This is a genomic window from Chitinophaga filiformis, from assembly GCF_021646545.1.
GTDB classification, from domain to species: Bacteria; Bacteroidota; Bacteroidia; order Chitinophagales; family Chitinophagaceae; genus Chitinophaga; species Chitinophaga filiformis_A.
In genome coordinates, this window is record NZ_JAKIRP010000008.1 from 66,093 (window position 1) to 84,894 (window position 18,802).

Consider the following 18,802-nt stretch of genomic DNA (forward strand, 5'->3'; position numbering starts at 1 on the left):
CTGAAATTACTTCAGATTCTGCAGATATTTAATAACATCTTCCCGGAAAGGGCCTTTATTTTTGATGGCTTCCAGTATCTGTTCATGTTTTAAATGCGGAAACTGTCTGTGAACATATTCCACTTCTGCAGGATCATTGGCATCAATTCTTACGCGGTCCTGCTGACCGACATTGGTTTTGTTGTCAGACATATGATCAGTTTTAGGGTGAAAGATCTTATCATATATCTGATCAGAGATTGTGCCATTCTCATGGCTGGGATTTGGCCCAGCCGCAACAGGCGGCGGGATTGGCATTATTTTGCTGCTGGAATAATAAAACCGGGCTATGGAATTTCTTGAAATACTGGGACTTGCAGCGGGTATATGTACGTCTTCTTCCTTGCTTCCACAGCTAATTAAGACAGTGAAGACAAAAGAAGCACAGGATGTATCCGTGTTTATGTTCATTGTGATGCTAACGGGGAACAGTTTATGGATATACTACGGATTTGCGAAATCCGATTTCCCGATTATTTCAACCAATTTTCTTGCGCTCGGATTGAATATAGCGATGCTGGTGTTTAAATATAAATACCGGCACAACTGACCGTTGCGCCGGTGCTTGTTTTAAGGAACAGCTGTGAAATTATCCGTTCGGAAGGGGGAGGCAGGTAAACCTTCTTTGTTAAACAGGTTGGCGTCCAGCGGACTATCCGCCCAGGCATAACGTACCGCTACAGGTTTGCTGATGGATTCATTCCAGACAAGCACTGTATTGTTTACTATTTCTGCATGTGCCCACCTGAATTTGCCATCAGCTCCGGCAATCGCGAAGTGTTTCAGCGTACCGCCTTTTGCTATCAGGCCGCTTCCGGTATTGGTGAATTGGATGATGATCTTATTTCCTTTGATGGTCATGCCCTCATACAGGGGGCCAGAACTGATAACCAGGCTATCATTGTATGCCAGTTTACGGGCGGCCAGGGCCAGCCGTTTGCCTACATCTTCTTTGTTGAGCGGATGGATATCATTCCATTCCCCTATATCCGTGGTGACGGCCATAGCGGTATTAGGAACGGAGAGTGTCTTTAGTTGTGCTTCACGTAGCAGGGCCCAGTTACTATTAGTCGGCTGCGAATGAATAGCCATATAGCTGGTTAGTTGTGCGTAGAGGAAGGGAAAGTTCCTCATGGGATGCATGCCGGACCATTTGATTCGCCAATCTTTTATCAGTGCCGGGAATATTTGGCTGTATTCCATAGCTCTCTCAGTATTAGCTTCTCCCTGGTACCAGATGACGCCTTTGATGGCGTATGGCAATAGCGGCGCTATCATGCCATTGTACAACCCTAAAGGCTGGGTGTAAAAGGTCATTGCAGGCGGTATAGGATCCGTCGCGGCCCCCAGCTGGTATTGCCATGGTCCCTTCAGGTCGATAGTGTCGGTTGCAGTGAACAGCTGATAAGGTTTGTCTTTATAAAACCCACCGTTGCCGCTATAGTTGATGAGTCGTATAACGATGGTGTTTGCACCTTTCTTCAGCATGCCGGCAGGGATAGGATATTTCCTCGGCGGATACTGGTATTGTGTAGCGCCGATCAACCGACCATTGAGGTAGACTGAATCGCGGTCGACCATATTGCCCAGGAATAGCCTGGCTGCCTGTCCGGCCATTGTAGCGGGTACCTGGAAGGTTTTTCTGAACCATACCACTCCGTGTACATTTTTTAATCCCTGGTCGTGCCAGTAACCGGGGATGTTCATCGTTTTCCAGTCTTGCGGGTGATAGCTGCTATCGAACCATTTTACAGGCGCCTGCATGCCTTTGTCCTGCCACCATAATCTACTATACCAGTCGTCGGAGGCCTTTTGATCGGCTTTGCGTATGCTGTCCAGGTACGCCGGGTCTTTTAACTTCATTGACTTGTAGATGGCCGGAAATTGCTGCAATGCCTCATCGCTTAGCCATGCTTCAGCAGTTGATCCGCCGGTGGCAGCCCTGATGATGCCGATGGGGATGTGGTATTTCTCATATAACTCCCTGGCAAAGAAATATCCTACACCAGAGAATTGCAGCACAGATTCCGGGTCGGCCATAGCCCAGGAGCCGGTTTCAAGATCTTCCTGGGGTTGTTGCCAATTCATCCTGGTGGCGACATTGAACGCCCTGATATTTGGATTAGTGGCTGCTGCGATTACAGCAGGATATTTATCCTTTAGCCGTATCATGGACAGTTCCATATTGGACTGCCCCGAGCAAAGCCAGACATCACCGATCAGGATGTTCTTAATAGTGAGGTGATTACTGGCATCGATCTTCATGTCATAGGGGCCGCCAGCCTCCACAGGCGGGATGGCCACCCGCCAGTGGCCATCCGCTGGAGTGACCGTTTCGTATTGCCGACCGGCAAAGCTGATAGTGATGTTTTCCCCTGCGGTAGCCCATCCCCACAGGTTTAGCTGGGTTTCCCGCTGTAATACCATGTTATCGCTGATGAGGCGTGGAAGCCTGACCTGTGCGCAAATGGAGGTACTTATTACTGTGCTGAGTAGGAACAAACGAAAAGTCTTCATAAAACGTGAGATATGTGAAGCTTAGAATCCAATTGAATTACCACCGTCTACGGGCAATATTACCCCTGTAATATACCGCGCAGCATCCGAAGTAAGAAACAGTGCAGTATCTGCAACATCTTCGGGAAGCCCCATGTGTCCCATGGGGGTTCTGCCAATGGCTTTCTGTTTCCTTTCAGGATCAGCGTTTAATGCTTTAGCCGTCATCGCTGTTTCGATGAATCCGGGAGCAATGGAATTGATGCGGATCCCTTTAGGGGATAATTCGACCGCCATGGCCCTTGTCATGCCGTCTATTGCCGTTTTACTGGCTGTATAGGCTATGACCCTTGGCATGCCATATTGAGCCGCCATAGAGCTTATATTGATAATACTGCCGGTGCCTCTTGGCAACATATGTTTCACTACTTCCCTTGAAATAGAGAATACGGAGCAGAGGTTGGTAGTAATGATCTGCTGGAAGTCTTCATCGGTGATTTCGATGAAATCCTTCTTCATATTGATGCCGGCATTATTCACGAGGATATCGATCTGTCCCAGCTGGTCAACGATTTTTTTAATAAGATCAGGAATAGAAGGGAGGTTGCTCATGTCATGGATGATTGGATAACAGAGATCGCCCAGTTGTGCTTTGGCGGCCTGCAGCTTCTTTTCATCCCTGCCTACGATCACGGTGTGGATACCGCTGGCGATAAATTTTTCCGTGATAGCGAGTCCTATACCTGAGCCTCCGCCGGTTACAATTGCTACTCGTTTTTTTACTGTATCCATATCGATCTGTTTATTTAAGCTGTATCAGTTTCCCGGTGCGTAAGGGAAACGTTGTTGTTGGTAATATTCGAGTGTATGGTCTGGTTTTTCGTAGTTGGCCGGGAAAGGCATTTTGGAGAAGGTTTGGAAGTATAGCAGACAAACATTCCTCCACCAGATGGCATCTTTGTGCTGGATGGCCAGCAGCATTTGTACCTGGTGAAATCTCTCCGGATCAATATGACTTTTTAGCTGTTCCCATCTGTGCTGCATGGCGCTGACACTGTCTACACCTTGCTGGTATTTGTGACAAAGCTCATTCCACAGCGTTCTGCCGGAATGCATTTTATGTTGCCAGCTGACGTGATGGAACCACAGGAGGTATTGATCGCTGCAGGTATTGCTATCGGCATATAGTTTTCTTACGGCAGGCTGGTATTGTTCCAGCGCATTGGTGCCGCTGGCTGTTCTGTCAAAGCCAATACCTGTTGCATCTGCTTTGTGATAATATACAGGGTCCCAGTCGGGACGGGGCGCTTTGTTGCTCCAGGGCGCAGGGCCGTAGTGGTGGCCATTGCCCATGATATGATGCAGGCCGAGGGGTGTCATATAGTTTACAACAGCTTCCCGCGAGGAGAGCATAATTTCCTTAATGGAAGCTACTACAGCAGGATTATTGCTGAATGTTTGCCGGATCCATTCCGTGGCTATCTGTTCGCTGGTAAGATTGTAATCCCATGCCAGTCGCCCGAGAGCATACCAGTTAGCCTGCCCAAAGAGATGACCTGTCCAGTTGCGTTCATTGCCGACGTTAGATACGCCTGCAATGCCTGACAATGTATGTTCATACAGACTTCCGTCAATGACCTTTGCAACAGTGCTGTTAGGGCCTTTGGCGTGTGTATCTGCGTCGAGCACTTCTTTGAACAGGGGCGCTTCATAAACGAGGTGTGTACCCTGACCGAGGTATTCCTGTGTAAGCTGGAATTCCATCATAAGGGGTGTCTGCGGCATAGCGCCGAACAGGGGGGAGAATGGCTCTCTTGGCTGGAAGTCGATAGGTCCATTTTTCACCTGTACCAGTACGTTCTTCCGGAATTTACCATCCAGTGGGGTAAATTCTGCATATGCCTGTTTGAACCTGTCGTTGGCTTGCGGATCGTATACAAAAGCACGCCAGATGACAATACCGCCGAAGGGAGCTACTGCATCTGCCATCATATTGGCGCCGTCTGCATGGTTACGGCCATAGCTTTGAGGGCCGGGTTGTCCTTCGCTGTTGGCTTTCACCAGGAAGCCGCCGAAGTCGGGGATCAGCTGGTAGATCTCTTTAGCCTTGGCCTGCCACCACTGGCGTACGGTGTCGTTGAGCGGATCGGCGGTTTTCAGGCGACCAATTTCTATAGGTGCGCTGAAGCGGGCGCTGAGGTATACTCTGATGCCATAGGGGCGGAGTACATTTGCCAGCGCGGCCACCTTCTGGAGGTAAGGGGCTGTAAGTACGGTGGCATTGGCATTGACGTTGTTCAGCACTGTGCCATTGATACCGACGGAGGCATTCGCCCTGGCGTAGTCGATATAACGGTCATCGATATAGTCCGGCAGGGTATGCCAGTTCCAGATCGATATACCGGCGTATCCGCGCTCTACATATCTGTTCAGATTATCCCAGTGGTTGAGCAATCTGAGTTTGACACGGGGAGTGGATATGATGTGTAATTTTTCGATGGGTTGGTGAGTTTGTAGTAATCTCAGTAAGTGAAATGTGCCGTAAAGGACGCCGGCTGCTGTGTTGCCGGTGATGATCGTATAGTGCTTACCGTCTATTACTTTCGATACAATCAGGAAGCCTTCAGGACCTGTTGGTTTGTCTTCCAGCTTCAGGTCAGCTAATGCTTCGAGGGTGCCGGCGATGAGCGTGTTGTTGGCAGGTTTGTTAGTTACTGCGATGTGGGTGTCGAGCAGGCCGTTTAAACCCAGTTCCAGTTCTTTCTTCACTGCGCCCATGGTGGGGGATTGCCCTGCTACATGGATGGCGGTGATGGTTTTCCTGTAGGAGATCAGTAAGTCGTTGTTGTCTATGCGGTTATAGCGAAGCCAGAGATCGTACCCATCTTCGGCGTGCAGCAGATGTGCGACGCATAGTAGCGACAGCAGTAACAGTGTTTTTCTCATAACGGGGGTGTTGTAGAAATTACAATCGGTTGCGTAAAAGTCGGGAAAAGAAATTTAATTACAAAGGATTTGTTTTTGGATCAGGGTTCAACCTGAGCTCTCCGCGACTTTAGGACGGTTTTCTGAGGATTGCGATTGATTTACGGAAGCCCCGCCAGAGGTGGGCTCGTGTTTGTAGCGTTTTGTTGTTTGGTGGTGTTGTTTGGGGAAGTTGCTGCGGTTCCAGGTGGGACCACGGGCTGTACCCCTTTGCGAGTCGTGCTATTGGGCTATGTCAATCGTGGCTGGCTTTTGTTTGTTTATTAAACCCCTGTCAATCGTATCTGCACTCTCCAAGGGCTAATGCCCTTAGGTCTCCACCTGAAACCGTCCGCTACTTTGGGGGGATTTGTGAGGGATGGGCGGCCTTTTATTTAGGGCGCCTGCAGGTGCGGGGGATAGGCAGTGTTTGTAGCGTTTTGTTGTTTGGTGGTGTTGGTTGGGGAAGTTGCTGCGGTTCCAGGTGGGACCACGGGCTGTACCCCTTTGCGAGTCGTGCTATTGGGCTTTGTCAATCGTGGTTGGCTTTTGTTTGTTTATTAAACCCCTGTCAATCGTATCGGCACTCTCCAAGGGCTAATGCCCTTAGGTCTCCACCTGAAACCGTCCGCTACTTTGGGAGGATTTGTGAGGGATGGGCGGCCTTTTATTTAGGGTGCCGATTTGCATATAAAAGAGGATATGTATTAACTTGCAGCCCTTATGTGTGAATTGTTTACGAATTTATATAATGCTTATTTTACCCTTGGTGGGTCGGATAAATATATCATAGGTAAGAATCTAAGAATGGTTAGCCTCTCCGAGAATGCGTACTTGCTTCACCTGGATACCCGGGAGGTAACATATCTCAACTGGTTTTATGGAAACCCCACTTGTGGATTGATCAGTGAAGACGAACGGTGGGTTGTAGTGGCCGGGGAATTTGAAATAACTGTTTGGGATGAGGGAGTCGTTACGACTATTGATGCGAGTCCCGTGTTCGATATCCGTCAGAAAGATGCGTTTACGGTTGAATTGTTAGTGAGCATACCATACCTGGATGCAGCGGTGTGGGAACTGAATGTTGCGACGATGGAATTGCAGAAGACCGGGCATTATACATCGTTTTTCAATAGGGAGTATCTTAGCAAATGTACTATCCTGTCTGAGTTGTAGCGGTTGTTTTTCCCTGGAGGCGCTGATAATCAGTTCGAACCTTATAAAGTTTTGTCGGGTTTATATCTTCTTTCCTGAAGATATCCCGATAATAGGTCAAACCAGATAGAGTTGTGTTGGTTTTATTTCTTCTTCCCTGAAGACGCTCTGATAATCAGCTCGGATCTTAGTACGATCGTGTTCATATTGGTGATATTCGTGTCCCCGTTCAAATGGCTGGCAAGGCTGGTTACTGCGGCCTGGCCCATGTTGTAGCCGGGATAGTTGACGGTGGTGAGGTTGGGCTCTATCACTCTGCTGATAGGGTCATTATTGAAGCCGGCAAAGGCGATGTCTGCCGGGATGTTGACGCCGGCGTTCCTGAGTGCTATCATGCAGTAAACGGCGGCAGTGTCGTTGGCGCAGAAGACGGCTTCAGGTCTTTCTTTGGGTTTCAGTTTCAGGAGGTGTTTGGCAATGTCTGTGCCGCATTCCTCGGTCAGGTTACCTGTCATAACTAACTTCTCGTCCAAAGGCAGTTTATGGTCCTGTAAGGCCTGTTTGTAGCCTCTTAGCCTTTCAGAATAAACATTCAGTAACATGTTGCCTCCCAGGTGCATAATGCGTTTATGGCCCTGCATGATGAGATGCCGGGTAACCTGGTAGGCTGCCGCGAAGTTATCTATAACAATACTGGTACTGTCGGGATGAGAGGCTACACGGTCAAAGAAGATGACCGGGATCTTTTTATTAAAGAACACATCAAAATGCCGGACGTTCTCTGAGCTATGCGCCAGGGATACCAGTAGTCCGTCTACTCTTTTATTGAACATTGTCATCACGTTCTCCATTTCCTTATCTGCCTGCTCCTGGGATTGTGCAATGATCAGGTTATAACCCTCTCTGCTGGCCGCATTCTCCATACCGGCGAGTACCGATGACATGAAACTACTATTGAGCCGCGGTACGATAACGCCTAATGTATTGGTCCTTTTGCTACGCAGGCTGCTGGCAAAGGTGTTGGAACGATAGCCCAGCTGCCGGGCTGTTTCAGCGATCTTTTTACGGGTCTTTATATTAATTGTGGGATGATCTTTCAACCCACGACTGACCGTCGTAGGTGAAATGTTCAGATGCTTTGCTATATCGTAAATCGTGATCTCTTTTTCTTCTGACATGACCAAAGTGTTTCCCGTGCAAATAAAAGCAGAAATATTTTATGGAAAAAATACAATCGGTTGTAATTGTTATGGAAAATATTATATTCGTTGTGTGAAAAGACTGATTTAATGATTCCACTATGTAAGCACATTTTCAAGGGTTCCACGAAATAAACGAAAGAAGGCTCGTGCCAACGGTTCAAAGAAAGACAGAAAGCTCATTTCCTGCCGGCTGAAGGCTATCAGCAACCCTTTACTGTGACTTCACAACTACTGGCAATTCACTTGTTATGTAGCCCCGGGGTTATGTGCTAACTCTTTGTGTGTAATCGAATCTGGCATTGACTTGTTGTTTATTTCAACCGATTTCATCTACATCAACCAAATACGGGAAAGTGGTCAATCTACATATACAATGCTGTAAGGGTAAATGGGGGCAGTTTACGATCTTCCGGGCGACCGTTATGCTCTTTTGCCGGCTTACCTTGCCTGCGGTAAGTTTTGCACAGCAGGATATCAGAATGCGGGCTATTGATGATTTTCACGAAGATTGTTCATAGGGTAGATAAAAAATGCCTGCGGTATTATGCTGCAGGCATTGCCCTTTCAGTTGTTGGGTTAAACAGGCTCGGCATGAATGCAGGGAATGCAGTGGCAGGGCTGATAGAACATCAGATAAAACACTAATCGTTTCATTGACAATAATACTATAGCTAATGTTATTGATGGAGAAAACAATGCGCTGGTTCGGGCCTAATGATCCGGTGAGCCTGCGGGATATCAGACAGGCAGGATGTACAGGCGTGGTAACTGCGCTGCACCACATACCGGTGGGAGAGGTATGGACAGTATCGGAAGTCCTCAAACGAAAGAAAGAAATTGAAGCTGCCGGTATGGACTGGACGGTGATCGAAAGCCTGCCGGTAAGCGAGGATATTAAAAAGCAATCCGGTGATTATCTGCGGCATATTGCCAACTATAAGGAAAGTCTGTTGAACGTAGCGAAATGTGGTCTGAAGGTGGTGACTTATAATTTTATGCCCGTGCTGGACTGGGTACGGACAGACGTCAATTACACCTTAGCGGATGGCAGTAAAGCACTGCGTTATGAACGATCCGCGTTTATTGCGTTTGACCTGTTCATGTTGGAAAGACCGGGGGCTGCACAGGATTATACGTCCGCCGAAATTGATGCTGCCGCGGCTTTGCTGAAGCATATGAGTGAAGAGGACAAGGCGACGCTTTATAAGAATGCATTACTCGGATTACCGGGTAGCGACGTGCCTTTCACTGCCGCTGAAGTACTGACTGCATTGGATACTTATAAAGGGATTACTGCTGACAAGCTAAGGCAACACCTGTATTATTTCCTCTGGGAGGTGACACCTGTTGCAGAAGCCGCAGGTCTGCAGCTGGCTATTCATCCGGATGATCCTCCTTTTCCTGTGCTTGGGTTGCCGCGCATTCTAAGCACTTCTGATGATGTGGAGGCTTTGTTGAATGCGGTTCCTTCGCCTGCGAATGGACTGTGTTTCTGTACGGGGTCTTTTGGGGTAAGAAGGGATAATCATCTGCCGGAGATGGTGCGGCAGTTCGGCGACCGTATTCATTTCGTTCACTTACGCAACACGCAGCAGGATGCAGATGGCAACTTCTTTGAATCGGACCATTTGGAGGGGATTGTCGATATGTATGCGGTGGTGAAGGAGTTAGTGCTGTTAATGCAGCGGAAAGCGCATACGCTTCCCATGCGGCCGGATCATGGTCACCAGATGTTGGACGATCTTGCGAAAACTACCTACCCCGGTTATTCGGCGATAGGTCGTTTGAAGGGCTTAGCTGAGCTGAGAGGGTTGGAAATGGGGATCGCTGTTGGCCTGAGCGGGAGGTAATATGACGCTTTTTACCCGTACCTGGGTAGGCGTTAGGACGAAGTAAGGATATCTTTGGACTTAGGTTGGACTTGTAATTTAGGTCTGACCCGGGTCTGTGGCGGTATAAAGATTTTGTTTTGTTGGTTGTGGGTGTTTGGGGGAGTTGCTGCGTTTTCAGGTGGGACCGCGGGCTGTACGCCTTTGCGAGTCGTGCTATTGGGCATTGTCAATCGTGGTTGGCTGTCTGGTAGTATCAAACTCCCGTCAATCGTATCAGCACTCTCCAAGGGCTAATGCCCTTAGGTCTCCACCTGAAAACCCTCCGCGCTACTTTGCGAGGGGTGAGGTTGGGATGTTTTGAATGATTACCGTTCAGCGGTAGCAGTACCCACAAGAATGATCTTTCCCCATGGCTTTTGCTTCCTGTACTGAAACCGAATCGATGTTGTGTGTGCATCGCTTTAATCCTTCACAGAAAGCTTTGTGATAGGAATAACTTGTGGGAGACTTGCAGATATACACTTTTGTGAATTTAATGGCGCTTAATGAAATGAAAGCGAAGAGTAATATAAGCGTAAGGTGTAACTGTTTTTTCATGACGGAATATTGAATATGTAATATAAATAGTTGTCAGGAAATAATGAGAAGTATAAGTATATTTATTTCTATTTGTTAACCCCTTCTTAATAAAACATCCTCTACTGCTGAACATTTTTATAATGGGGCATGCATTGTAATGCTGTCCCTGCTGTCTATGCGAGTAATTGCCACATTGCTACTATCTGAACGGGCAAAGACTGCAACAGCTTAAATATGCCCTAAGCATCCTTCAACAGGGAGGATGTTTTGGCACAATGTTTCTGCAGATCATCTGACCCAATTACTATCTCTTAAAAGACATTTTTATGAAAACTTATGCTGTACTTCTCCTGCTGTTGACAGGCATTATTGCCGCCTGTTCCGATGATAATGATCCTGATAACCACGGTTTACAATTGGTTTTTGAGGATAACACCTTCCAGTTGACGGGCGTAGCCAAAGAAGAAGGCGGACGCATGCTGGTCAACTACCCCCGCTGGTCAGATATTTATCAATATGCCGTTGTTAGAACCGAAGGCAGGACAGGTAAAACACCGTATCCGAATCAGGAGATGCAGCAGTGGCAACATGGATTATCAGGATTGGATAAATGGGTATGTGTACAGTCTGTCTATTTTGATGATGCCGGTGAACTGTGGATACTCGACCCGGCTGCTCCCAGGTTGCAAACGATCCAGGGGAACGGGGCAAAGCTGGTGAAAATGGATAAGACGACTAATACCGTCGCCCGCACTTATTCATTTATGGATATCCTGGCGGATACTTCCTATGTCAATGATGTACGGGTGGATGTTGCCCGTCAATATGCTTATCTGACAGAATCGAAAGGCGGAGGGATCATTATAGTAAACCTGGCTAGCGGGCAAATGAGAAGGGTGTTGCAGGCGCACTATTCTACGATATCAGATCCGGCGTTTAAGTTTGTGATCGATGGCCGGGAATTAATGAAAGACGGTAAGCCAGCTAAATTCAATTCGGACGGTATTGCGTTAACGCCTGATGGGAACTGGTTGTATTACAAACCGCTTTCGGACGATAAGCTATACCGCATACGGACGGAATACCTGCGTGACTGGAATATAAATGAAGCTGATCTGGGTAGCAAGGTGGAAGACCTTGGACATTTTACGACTACCGACGGTATGATCTTCGATAAAAAAGGTAATCTGTACCTCGGAGACCTGCAGCGGTACCGGCTGGTGAAACTGGATTCAACGCTGAAGATGACAACGCTTGTGCAGGACGATCGCCTGATATGGCCGGACAGTTATTCCATAGCGGATGGTTATTTGTATGTGAGCTGCTCGCAGATACAGAAGCAGCCTGAATATAATAATGGCGTGGATAAACGAACTTCTCCGTATACAGTGTATAGAGTGAAAATATAGTGGAAATGTGATTGGCATAAAATGAATTTACAGTGGAATATGATTGGTGGTCGTCTGCGACTATAAACATTTGTGTAGTTAAATAACTACGTATATATTTGCAGCAGTAAATCTATTTACTAACCAATCAATCATACCATGCATTCTAAAGTTGACGCATACATAGCGAAATCGAAATGGGAGAAGGAACTGGAGAAATTGAGGGCGATTATTCTTGATTGTCAGCTGAATGAGGAATTCAAATGGGGAACACCCTGTTATACGTATGAGGGGAATAATGTCGTCCTGATACATACTTTTAAAGAATACTGTGCAATGCTGTTTTTCAAGGGTGCTTTGTTAAGTGACCCTGAAGGTGTGCTGATCCAGCAGACAGAGAATACCCAGGCAACACGCCAGATCCGGTTCACTAATGTGAAGGAGATAAACGGGATGGTGCAGATCCTGAAATCTTATGTATACGAGGCGATTGAAGTAGAAAGGGCTGGTTTGAAAGTGGAATATAAAAAGACGACAGAATTCGAAGTGGCTGAAGAGTTTCAGCAAAAGTTAGATGAACGCCCGGACTTAAAAACTGCTTTTGAAGCGTTGACGCCGGGAAGACAGCGCGCCTACCTGCTTCATTTTTCTGCACCAAAGCAATCTAAGACAAGGGTGTCAAGGGTGGAGAAATGCATGCAGCAGATTCTCGATGGCAAAGGGTTGATGGACTAAAGAAGTCTTTTCAACAGCCTGTGTTAAGATCTTCCAATCGCACTTCTGTTTCGCGTAATGTCTGTTAGACAGACCGCCGTCCAATCATCTTCGTTGCTACAATATTTTTTATTTCGGCCGGACTGGCTTTAAGATTATTGAGAGGGATCTGGATAGGAGATCCATAACTCTTGAAGTTTAGCTGCATCGTTTTGCGGATCAGAAAACTACGCTGACGGCCAATATATTCTTCCGGATTCCTGACTATTAAGGTCAGGAATTCCTGTTTCATGACGCTGTTACTTACTACTTCCTCAATATCACTCCATGGAATAAGGCCGGGATTAGCCGCACTCATATTATCAATAATACCATCATCACTGATGATCAACCCCGCTTTTTTATTGCGCAATCTTTTAACAATAAAAAAGCTCCCTACCGCAAAGAGAAGAATGCCTGCAATGGCAACGCCGTTCTTAACGTATGGGAGCCGGAGTAGGAAATTTGTGCTTACATGATCAGAAACCAGCATCCATATGGCTGCGGTAACGAGGAAAATACCGCCGATTAAGGTCTTGATCAGTTTCTTTTTACTAGATGGAATTTCGATTATTTCACCGGTAGGCATAGCAGAGATTTTATAGAGATATGTAAAGTACGAAAAATCCCAGCATTCTTTCCGGGGTGAAAAAATAAAGAGGGTCACTTAACCTTGCTATAAGATAAGCAACCCTCCAGCTTTACTATCAATCAATCAATTACCCGTTAATCCACTCAACTTCCACTCATCCTTCCACTGTACACCTGGCTTATCCTCCGCATCAAATGTCAGCGGCAGCCATATATATCGTGATGTTTCCAGATCATTCTTATTCCACCTATCCGCCATAAAGATAAACGCATTCGCTTGTCGGCTTACAGGCAGTACAAACGTGCTCTGTGCATGGAAAGTACTGTCTGCGTCTGTGCCCTGGCAGGGATTGGTGTGCTCTGTCCAGGTGCCCATAATACTATCTGCTGTGGCATAAGACGCCGCATTGGGCGACCAGCCAGTGCAGCCTGATGTGAACAGGTAAAAGCGGTTATTGTATTTACATACCGCCGGAGCTTCCCTGGCCTGCTTTATAAGTATGCGGTGATCGTTGGGGGTATGCGAAAGGTAGTCGTCCGTCAGTTCGCAGATGTGCATGGTCTGGTTCTCTTCTGATGAATAAAAGTGATAGGCTTTGCCGTCATCGTCCTGGAAAATGGTCATGTCCCGGGCCATATTACCATTAGGTCGTACGCTGCCGATGTAGCGGAAAGGGCCTTCGGGTTGGTCGCCCACGGCTACGCCCGAACGAGCGTAGCTGTAGTCCTGAGAATCGATATGCATCCACATGACGAATTTGCCAGTCTTTTTGTTATAGATCACCTTCGGTCTCTCTATTACCTTGCTGATGTGAAGATCGGATGTGCTATCATTGCTGTCAGGCGCCAGGGCGACACTTTCATATTTCCAATGTAACAGGTCTTTCGATGAATAGCAGGAGACACCGCCTGCGTTTACCCGGTTGTTCTCCCAGGTAGAGCCGGGCACTCTCCAGGTATCGCCTTTCTTTATTTCGCCGTACCAGTACCAGGTTCCGGCGTAGTATAACATGCCGCCACCGTGGGCATTGATCGGATTACCATCTGTATCTGTCCATACAGCCCCGGGGATGATACTTGATTGCTGTTGGGCAAAGCCTGTCATTGATACTGGTATTACCAGCATCAATGACCATAAGGCCACAATTATTTTCATACGCTCAGAGATTTGAGTTGAGTTGCTGATCGCCGATTGGTATAGGCGCCCAGTAAAAAGTATGCGTAGCGTCGTCAGGAATATTCTTCAGTGCTTCTTCTGATGGATCCCTGTCTGAGTTGGCCTTCTTTACTGTTTCTGTACGTATCAGGTCATACCAGCGGGCTGCAGGTTCAACACCGGCAAACTCCCAACCACGTTCTGCTACCACTGAGTCGCGGAAGGCGCTTTGAGACAGTCCGGCAACGAGATCTCCCAGTCCGGCTCTATTCCTGACAAGGTTAATGGCAGCGTATGCAGTTGCATCAGGAGTGGCTGACATAGCCTGTGCTTCGGCGTATGTCAACAAGACCTCTGCATAACGGATCACAGGAACAGTATGGCTACCTATCCAGTTACTATTCACGTGGTTTGTCGGATTAAAGGCATCGTCGTCGCGGAACTTGAAGAAGTATGGGTGTTTACGCTGTACTTTAGTCCAGTCAACGGCATTATTAGGATCATTGTTCAGATAATACACCATCTGATAAGTAGCGTCTTTTCTTGGTCCGGCAGGGAATTTCTTGTAGAAATTGATCTCTGCGTAGCCGTCCCCCCAGCCGCCTTCATCATCGGGTGCGTAAGCGTTGGGTGTAAGCATATTGTAGTTTTCCCAGGCCCAACCGGAAACACTTACATTGTAATAGCAACCGAATACTGTTTCGTGGTTGAACTTTCCAGTTTTCTTCCACAGATCGGCAAAGTTAGACACGAGATCATAACCCCAGGTAGACCTGCCATCAATCACTTCTTTAGCTTTGGCAGCTGCCAGTGCATATTTGTCGGTTTGTTTCAATGGCCAGCCTGCCATGGTCAGGTATACGTTTGCCAGCAGCGCTTTTGCAGAACCGCGTGTAGGTGGTATATCAACGCCGTTCTGTCTTTTGGTGCCATCCCAGCCATCGGGCAGCATGCTTTCTGCCTTCTGCAGGTCTTCCACTATCAGCGCATAAATAGCTGCGGGTTCCGCTTTGGCGCGGGTATAGTCTACTTTATTATCAGTGATCAGTGGTACAGGACCCCAGGTACGGGTAAGGAAGAAGTAGCTCAGGGCACGGAAGAAATATGCTTGTCCTGCGGCATTGTTACGGGCCGTTTCTGTTGCACCTGTGGCGTTCTGATAGTTATTGATCAGCGAATTGCTGGACTTAATAGTAGAGTAGAAATAGTTCCACCAGTTCGTCATACGATCGTTGGAAGAGTTAGCCTGGTAAGTATCAAAATCAGAATAAGATATCTTGTTACCCGCGCGGGCCACGGTGATATCATCACCGCCCCAGAGGGTGGAAAAGCCTGCAGACTGATTGAACGCGCCGTTCATTTGTGTATACAACCCGATAGTGGCCATATTCAGATCATCGGCAGTTTTATAAAAGTTATCCGGTGTCAGGTTGCTTCTCGGGTCTTCCTTCAGGAAATCCTTACTGCAGGAGGTAAAGAGCAAAAGCAGCAGCGGAGCGATTTTATGTAGTTTCATGTTGTACGTGTTTAATGTGATCACTTATAAAGAAATATTCACCCCGAATGTGACAGTGCGTGGGGAGGGATAAGCCCCCAGGTCAATACCGGCATCAGCATCGCTGGTAGCCGAAGTCGAGGTGGCCTCCGGATCATAGCCTTTATATTTAGTGATAGTATACAGGTTCTGCGCGCTCAGCGTAAAACGTATATCGGCAAAGCGGGTGGTCTTCTTCAGCAGAGAGTAGGAAAGACTGATGTTCTTCAGTCGTACATAACTACCATCCTGCAGATACTGTGTAGACTCAACATAGCTGCGGTTTGTTTTACTCGCCGGATCAGCCCATTCCGCGCCGGTATTCTTACTGGTAGCGTAGTTGGCCGATTCCGCCAGTGTAGGATATTTCACATCGCTCGTAGGCGCTGCAATACCTGCGTAGGTGGCGTTGAAGATCTTATTGCCGTGTGATGCCTGCACAAATACATTCAGTTCAAACTGTTTGTAATGGAAGTTGTTGTTAAAGCCCCACAGGAATTTCGGCAGGGCGCTGCCAGCAATCACGCGGTCTTCGTAGCCGATAGAACCGTTGCCGCTTACGTCCCTGTAATGATTGTCGCCAGTCTTATAGCCCAGTGTATTGTCGTCGGAAGTATAGATGCCCTGCCATGGTATCAGGTAGAAGGCGCCCAGTGCCTGACCGGTTTTCACTACCTGTATGTTGGTGTTGATCAGGCCTCCGCCGATAACGGGACGGTACAGGATAGAGTCTTTACCCAGGCTCGTTACCTTGTTCCTGTAAGAGGATGCATTGATAGTGGCTGTCCAGGAGAAATCAGGCGTTTGAACGGCGGCAACTTCCACAAAGACTTCAAATCCCTTGTTATTGACAGCACCTACGTTCTTATACATCGTTCCACCACCATCATAGCTGGCAATAGGCACCTGCAACAGCAGGTCTTTTGTGTTTTTGTTATAGTAGTCGGCCGTAATGTTCACTCTTCCGCCAAGTAAACCCATATCCACACCTATATCAGTTTGTTTAGTTGTTTCCCATTTGAGATCAGGATTGCTGGGACTACCCAGGAGGTAACCCTGATAAAGGGTGGTACCGCCGTAGGAGTATTGTACGCCACTGAGTAGGCCCAGACTGCTATAGGGATTAATGGACTGGTTACCTGTAATACCCCAGCTACCGCGCAGCTTCAGGTTAGAGAAAATGTTCAGGTCTTTGATGAAAGACTCTTCAGACAGTCGCCAGCCAAGACCAACGGATGGGAAATACCCCCATTTATTGGCTGTACTCTGGAACTTGGACGAACCGTCTGCACGGTAGGTTGCGGTAATAAGATATTTATCGTTGAAGGTGTAGGAAGCCCTGCCCACATAGGAGAGCAATGCCCAGTTGGTGTATGTGGAAGATATACCCTGTGAGGTGTTCAGTCCCAGGTTATTATAACCATTGGAGGTAGACGTCAGGCCGGAACCTGATGCTGCAAACGAATTGAACTTACTGGAAGTTTCCTCTACGATACCCATCAGGGTAAAGTCATGCTTCTCGTTGAACTTCTTGTGGAAGGTAAGGGAGTTGCTGTTCTGGATGGTATAGTTCTCCAGTGAGCTCTGGCCGGAGCCGGGATTACCCGGACTTACCCAGTCGTTATTCAGATAAGCGGTGCGGGCGATATTCGCATCCAGACCTACGTTCACGTTCAGGGAGAGCCAGTCTGTGATGTCATATTTGAGTCGGCCGTTGAGCACTATTGAGTTGGCGGAGTTATCGTTCTTCCTTTCCTTGATGGTCATATATGGGTTGGCCCAGATAGGAGAGATGGCAAAGCGGTTGTACTGGGTACCGGAGTCATATACCGGTTCGGTAGGCGCCCATGCGAGGGCTGACATTACGGGATTGCCCTTGCCGCCAATATCGCCGTTATTGTGAGAGTTGGAATGTCCGGCGAAGATGCCTACACCTATGCTCACTTTTTTGCTCAATCTGCTGTCCAGGTTGGCGCGTAGTGCGAACTTTTCCTGGCTGGTGTTCAACAGGAGGCCGGATTGGTTCACATAATATCCGGAGATATAATAGCGCGATTTTTCTGTACCGCCGGAAACAGACAGCTGGTGGTTCTGTGTAGTACCGGTCTGGAAGACCAGGTCCTGCCAGTCGGTGGTTTTACCTGCATAAGAAGCAGGATCAGCGAAGACATTCGTGCCTGCAATATGATTTGCCAATGTCGCATATCCCTGTGCGTCCAGCAGTTTATACTTCTTCATAGGGCTATTGGTACTCAGGAAGCCGTTGTATTCCAGATGCATATCGCCGGACTTGCCGCTTTTGGTAGTGATGATGATCACCCCGTTGGCACCGCGGGAACCATAAATAGCGGTCGCAGAGGCATCTTTCAGCACCTCCATGGAGGCGATGTCGTTTACATTGATGTCCTGGATGCTGATGCTGCTCAGCGCTACCCCGTCGATTACATACAGCGGGTCGTTGCTGGCATTGATGGAATTAGCACCCCTGATGCGGATCTTTACCGCACCACCTGGTGCACCGGAGCTGTTGGCCACAGACACACCTGCAACCCTGCCCTGGAGGGCGGAGGAGGCGTTCAACACCGGCTGATCTTTATAGGCGGTCGCATTTAAGGAGGCGATAGCACCTGTGAGATCTTTTCTTTTCTGGGTGCCATAACCTACAACTACCACTTCTCCCAAACCCTGGGTAGAAGATTCGAGTTGCACATTAATGGTGCTCCGGTTGTTTACCGCCACTTCTTTACTGGTGTAGCCCATCAGGCTGAAGGTAAGGATGGCCCCGGCGGGAGCATTGATGGAGTACCGGCCGTTGTTGTCGGTCTGTGTGTTCAGGCCTTTACCTTTTATGTACACCACTACGCCCGGCAGAACGGTGTCGCCGGCGGTGACCCTTCCGGTGACGGGTTGTTGTGCATAGAGGGCCATGGCATAACTGCTGAAAATAAGGCAAAGGGCCAGTTTTTTCCATAACGTCAGATTACTTTTCATGACAGCGTTTTAATTTTTGTACCGTGGAAGATTGGTCGTTGTTCAGTGCAATGATATGACCACCTGCCGGTAGACAACAGGGGGGAAATGATCAAATATGGGCGCTAAAATGGTAAAACGGG

14 protein-coding genes are annotated in these 18,802 nt (G+C 47.9%); 5 read left to right on the forward strand and 9 right to left on the reverse strand.

The genetic code is table 11. The features are described from left to right. Nucleotides 1-6 precede the first annotated feature (6 nt). Nucleotides 7-192: a DUF3606 domain-containing protein gene (locus L3C95_RS19540; protein ID WP_236390233.1), complete on the reverse strand. Its 186-nt coding sequence runs from the start codon at nt 190-192 to the stop codon at nt 7-9. Nucleotides 193-328: 136 nt separating this feature from the next. On the opposite strand from L3C95_RS19540, the gene L3C95_RS19545 reads away from it, so the two are divergent. Beyond that, nucleotides 329-589, forward strand: coding sequence for a SemiSWEET family sugar transporter (locus L3C95_RS19545; RefSeq protein WP_236390234.1), 261 nt, complete (start codon nt 329-331; stop codon nt 587-589). A 20-nt stretch (nt 590-609) separates the two neighbouring features. On the opposite strand, the gene L3C95_RS19550 is transcribed toward L3C95_RS19545, so the two are convergent. Genes L3C95_RS19550 through L3C95_RS19560 form a run of 3 tightly spaced genes read right to left on the reverse strand, consistent with a single transcriptional unit; the run spans nt 610 to nt 5,481 of the window. Continuing rightward, on the reverse strand, nt 610-2,556 hold the full coding sequence (locus tag L3C95_RS19550; RefSeq protein ID WP_236390235.1) for a sialate O-acetylesterase: 1,947 nt from the start codon (nt 2,554-2,556) through the stop codon (nt 610-612). A 21-nt stretch (nt 2,557-2,577) separates the two neighbouring features. Next, nucleotides 2,578-3,327: an SDR family NAD(P)-dependent oxidoreductase gene (locus tag L3C95_RS19555; protein ID WP_236390236.1), complete on the reverse strand. Its 750-nt coding sequence runs from the start codon at nt 3,325-3,327 to the stop codon at nt 2,578-2,580. Nucleotides 3,328-3,351: 24 nt separating this feature from the next. Further along, on the reverse strand, nt 3,352-5,481 hold the full coding sequence (locus L3C95_RS19560; protein ID WP_236390237.1) for an alpha-glucuronidase family glycosyl hydrolase: 2,130 nt from the start codon (nt 5,479-5,481) through the stop codon (nt 3,352-3,354). An 825-nt stretch (nt 5,482-6,306) separates the two neighbouring features. Here L3C95_RS19560 and L3C95_RS19565 point away from each other — a divergent pair. Next, on the forward strand, nt 6,307-6,675 hold the full coding sequence (locus tag L3C95_RS19565) for a hypothetical protein (RefSeq protein ID WP_236390238.1): 369 nt from the start codon (nt 6,307-6,309) through the stop codon (nt 6,673-6,675). Between the two features lie 122 nt (nt 6,676-6,797). On the opposite strand, the gene L3C95_RS19570 is transcribed toward L3C95_RS19565, so the two are convergent. After that, nucleotides 6,798-7,832, reverse strand: a complete 1,035-nt coding sequence (locus tag L3C95_RS19570; protein ID WP_236390239.1) for a LacI family DNA-binding transcriptional regulator — start codon at nt 7,830-7,832, stop codon at nt 6,798-6,800. A gap of 707 nt (nt 7,833-8,539) precedes the next feature. Here L3C95_RS19570 and uxuA point away from each other — a divergent pair. From uxuA to L3C95_RS19585, 3 genes are all read left to right on the forward strand, one after another. Beyond that, nucleotides 8,540-9,706 carry a mannonate dehydratase gene (gene uxuA, locus L3C95_RS19575; RefSeq protein WP_236390240.1) on the forward strand — a complete coding sequence of 389 codons (1,167 nt, stop codon included), beginning with the start codon at nt 8,540-8,542 and terminating at the stop codon, nt 9,704-9,706. A gap of 887 nt (nt 9,707-10,593) precedes the next feature. Further along, nucleotides 10,594-11,676, forward strand: a complete 1,083-nt coding sequence (locus L3C95_RS19580) for a major royal jelly family protein (RefSeq protein WP_236390241.1) — start codon at nt 10,594-10,596, stop codon at nt 11,674-11,676. A gap of 138 nt (nt 11,677-11,814) precedes the next feature. Further along, nucleotides 11,815-12,390, forward strand: coding sequence for a YdeI/OmpD-associated family protein (locus L3C95_RS19585; protein WP_236390243.1), 576 nt, complete (start codon nt 11,815-11,817; stop codon nt 12,388-12,390). Nucleotides 12,391-12,454: 64 nt separating this feature from the next. On the opposite strand, the gene L3C95_RS19590 is transcribed toward L3C95_RS19585, so the two are convergent. The 4 genes from L3C95_RS19590 to L3C95_RS19605 all read right to left on the reverse strand — a co-directional run bounded on the left by L3C95_RS19590 (nt 12,455) and on the right by L3C95_RS19605 (nt 18,680). Beyond that, the gene (locus L3C95_RS19590) at nt 12,455-12,997 is read right to left on the reverse strand and encodes an STM3941 family protein (RefSeq protein ID WP_236390245.1); all 543 of its coding nucleotides are present in this window, start codon (nt 12,995-12,997) and stop codon (nt 12,455-12,457) included. 126 nt (nt 12,998-13,123) lie between these two features. Beyond that, nucleotides 13,124-14,155, reverse strand: a complete 1,032-nt coding sequence (locus tag L3C95_RS19595; protein WP_236390247.1) for a glycoside hydrolase family 43 protein — start codon at nt 14,153-14,155, stop codon at nt 13,124-13,126. Between the two features lie 4 nt (nt 14,156-14,159). Further along, a complete protein-coding gene (locus tag L3C95_RS19600; protein WP_236390248.1) occupies nt 14,160-15,671 on the reverse strand; it encodes a RagB/SusD family nutrient uptake outer membrane protein in 1,512 nt (503 codons plus the stop codon). A 24-nt stretch (nt 15,672-15,695) separates the two neighbouring features. Next, a complete protein-coding gene (locus L3C95_RS19605) occupies nt 15,696-18,680 on the reverse strand; it encodes a SusC/RagA family TonB-linked outer membrane protein (RefSeq protein WP_236390249.1) in 2,985 nt (994 codons plus the stop codon). Between the last annotated feature and the right edge of the window lie 122 nt (nt 18,681-18,802).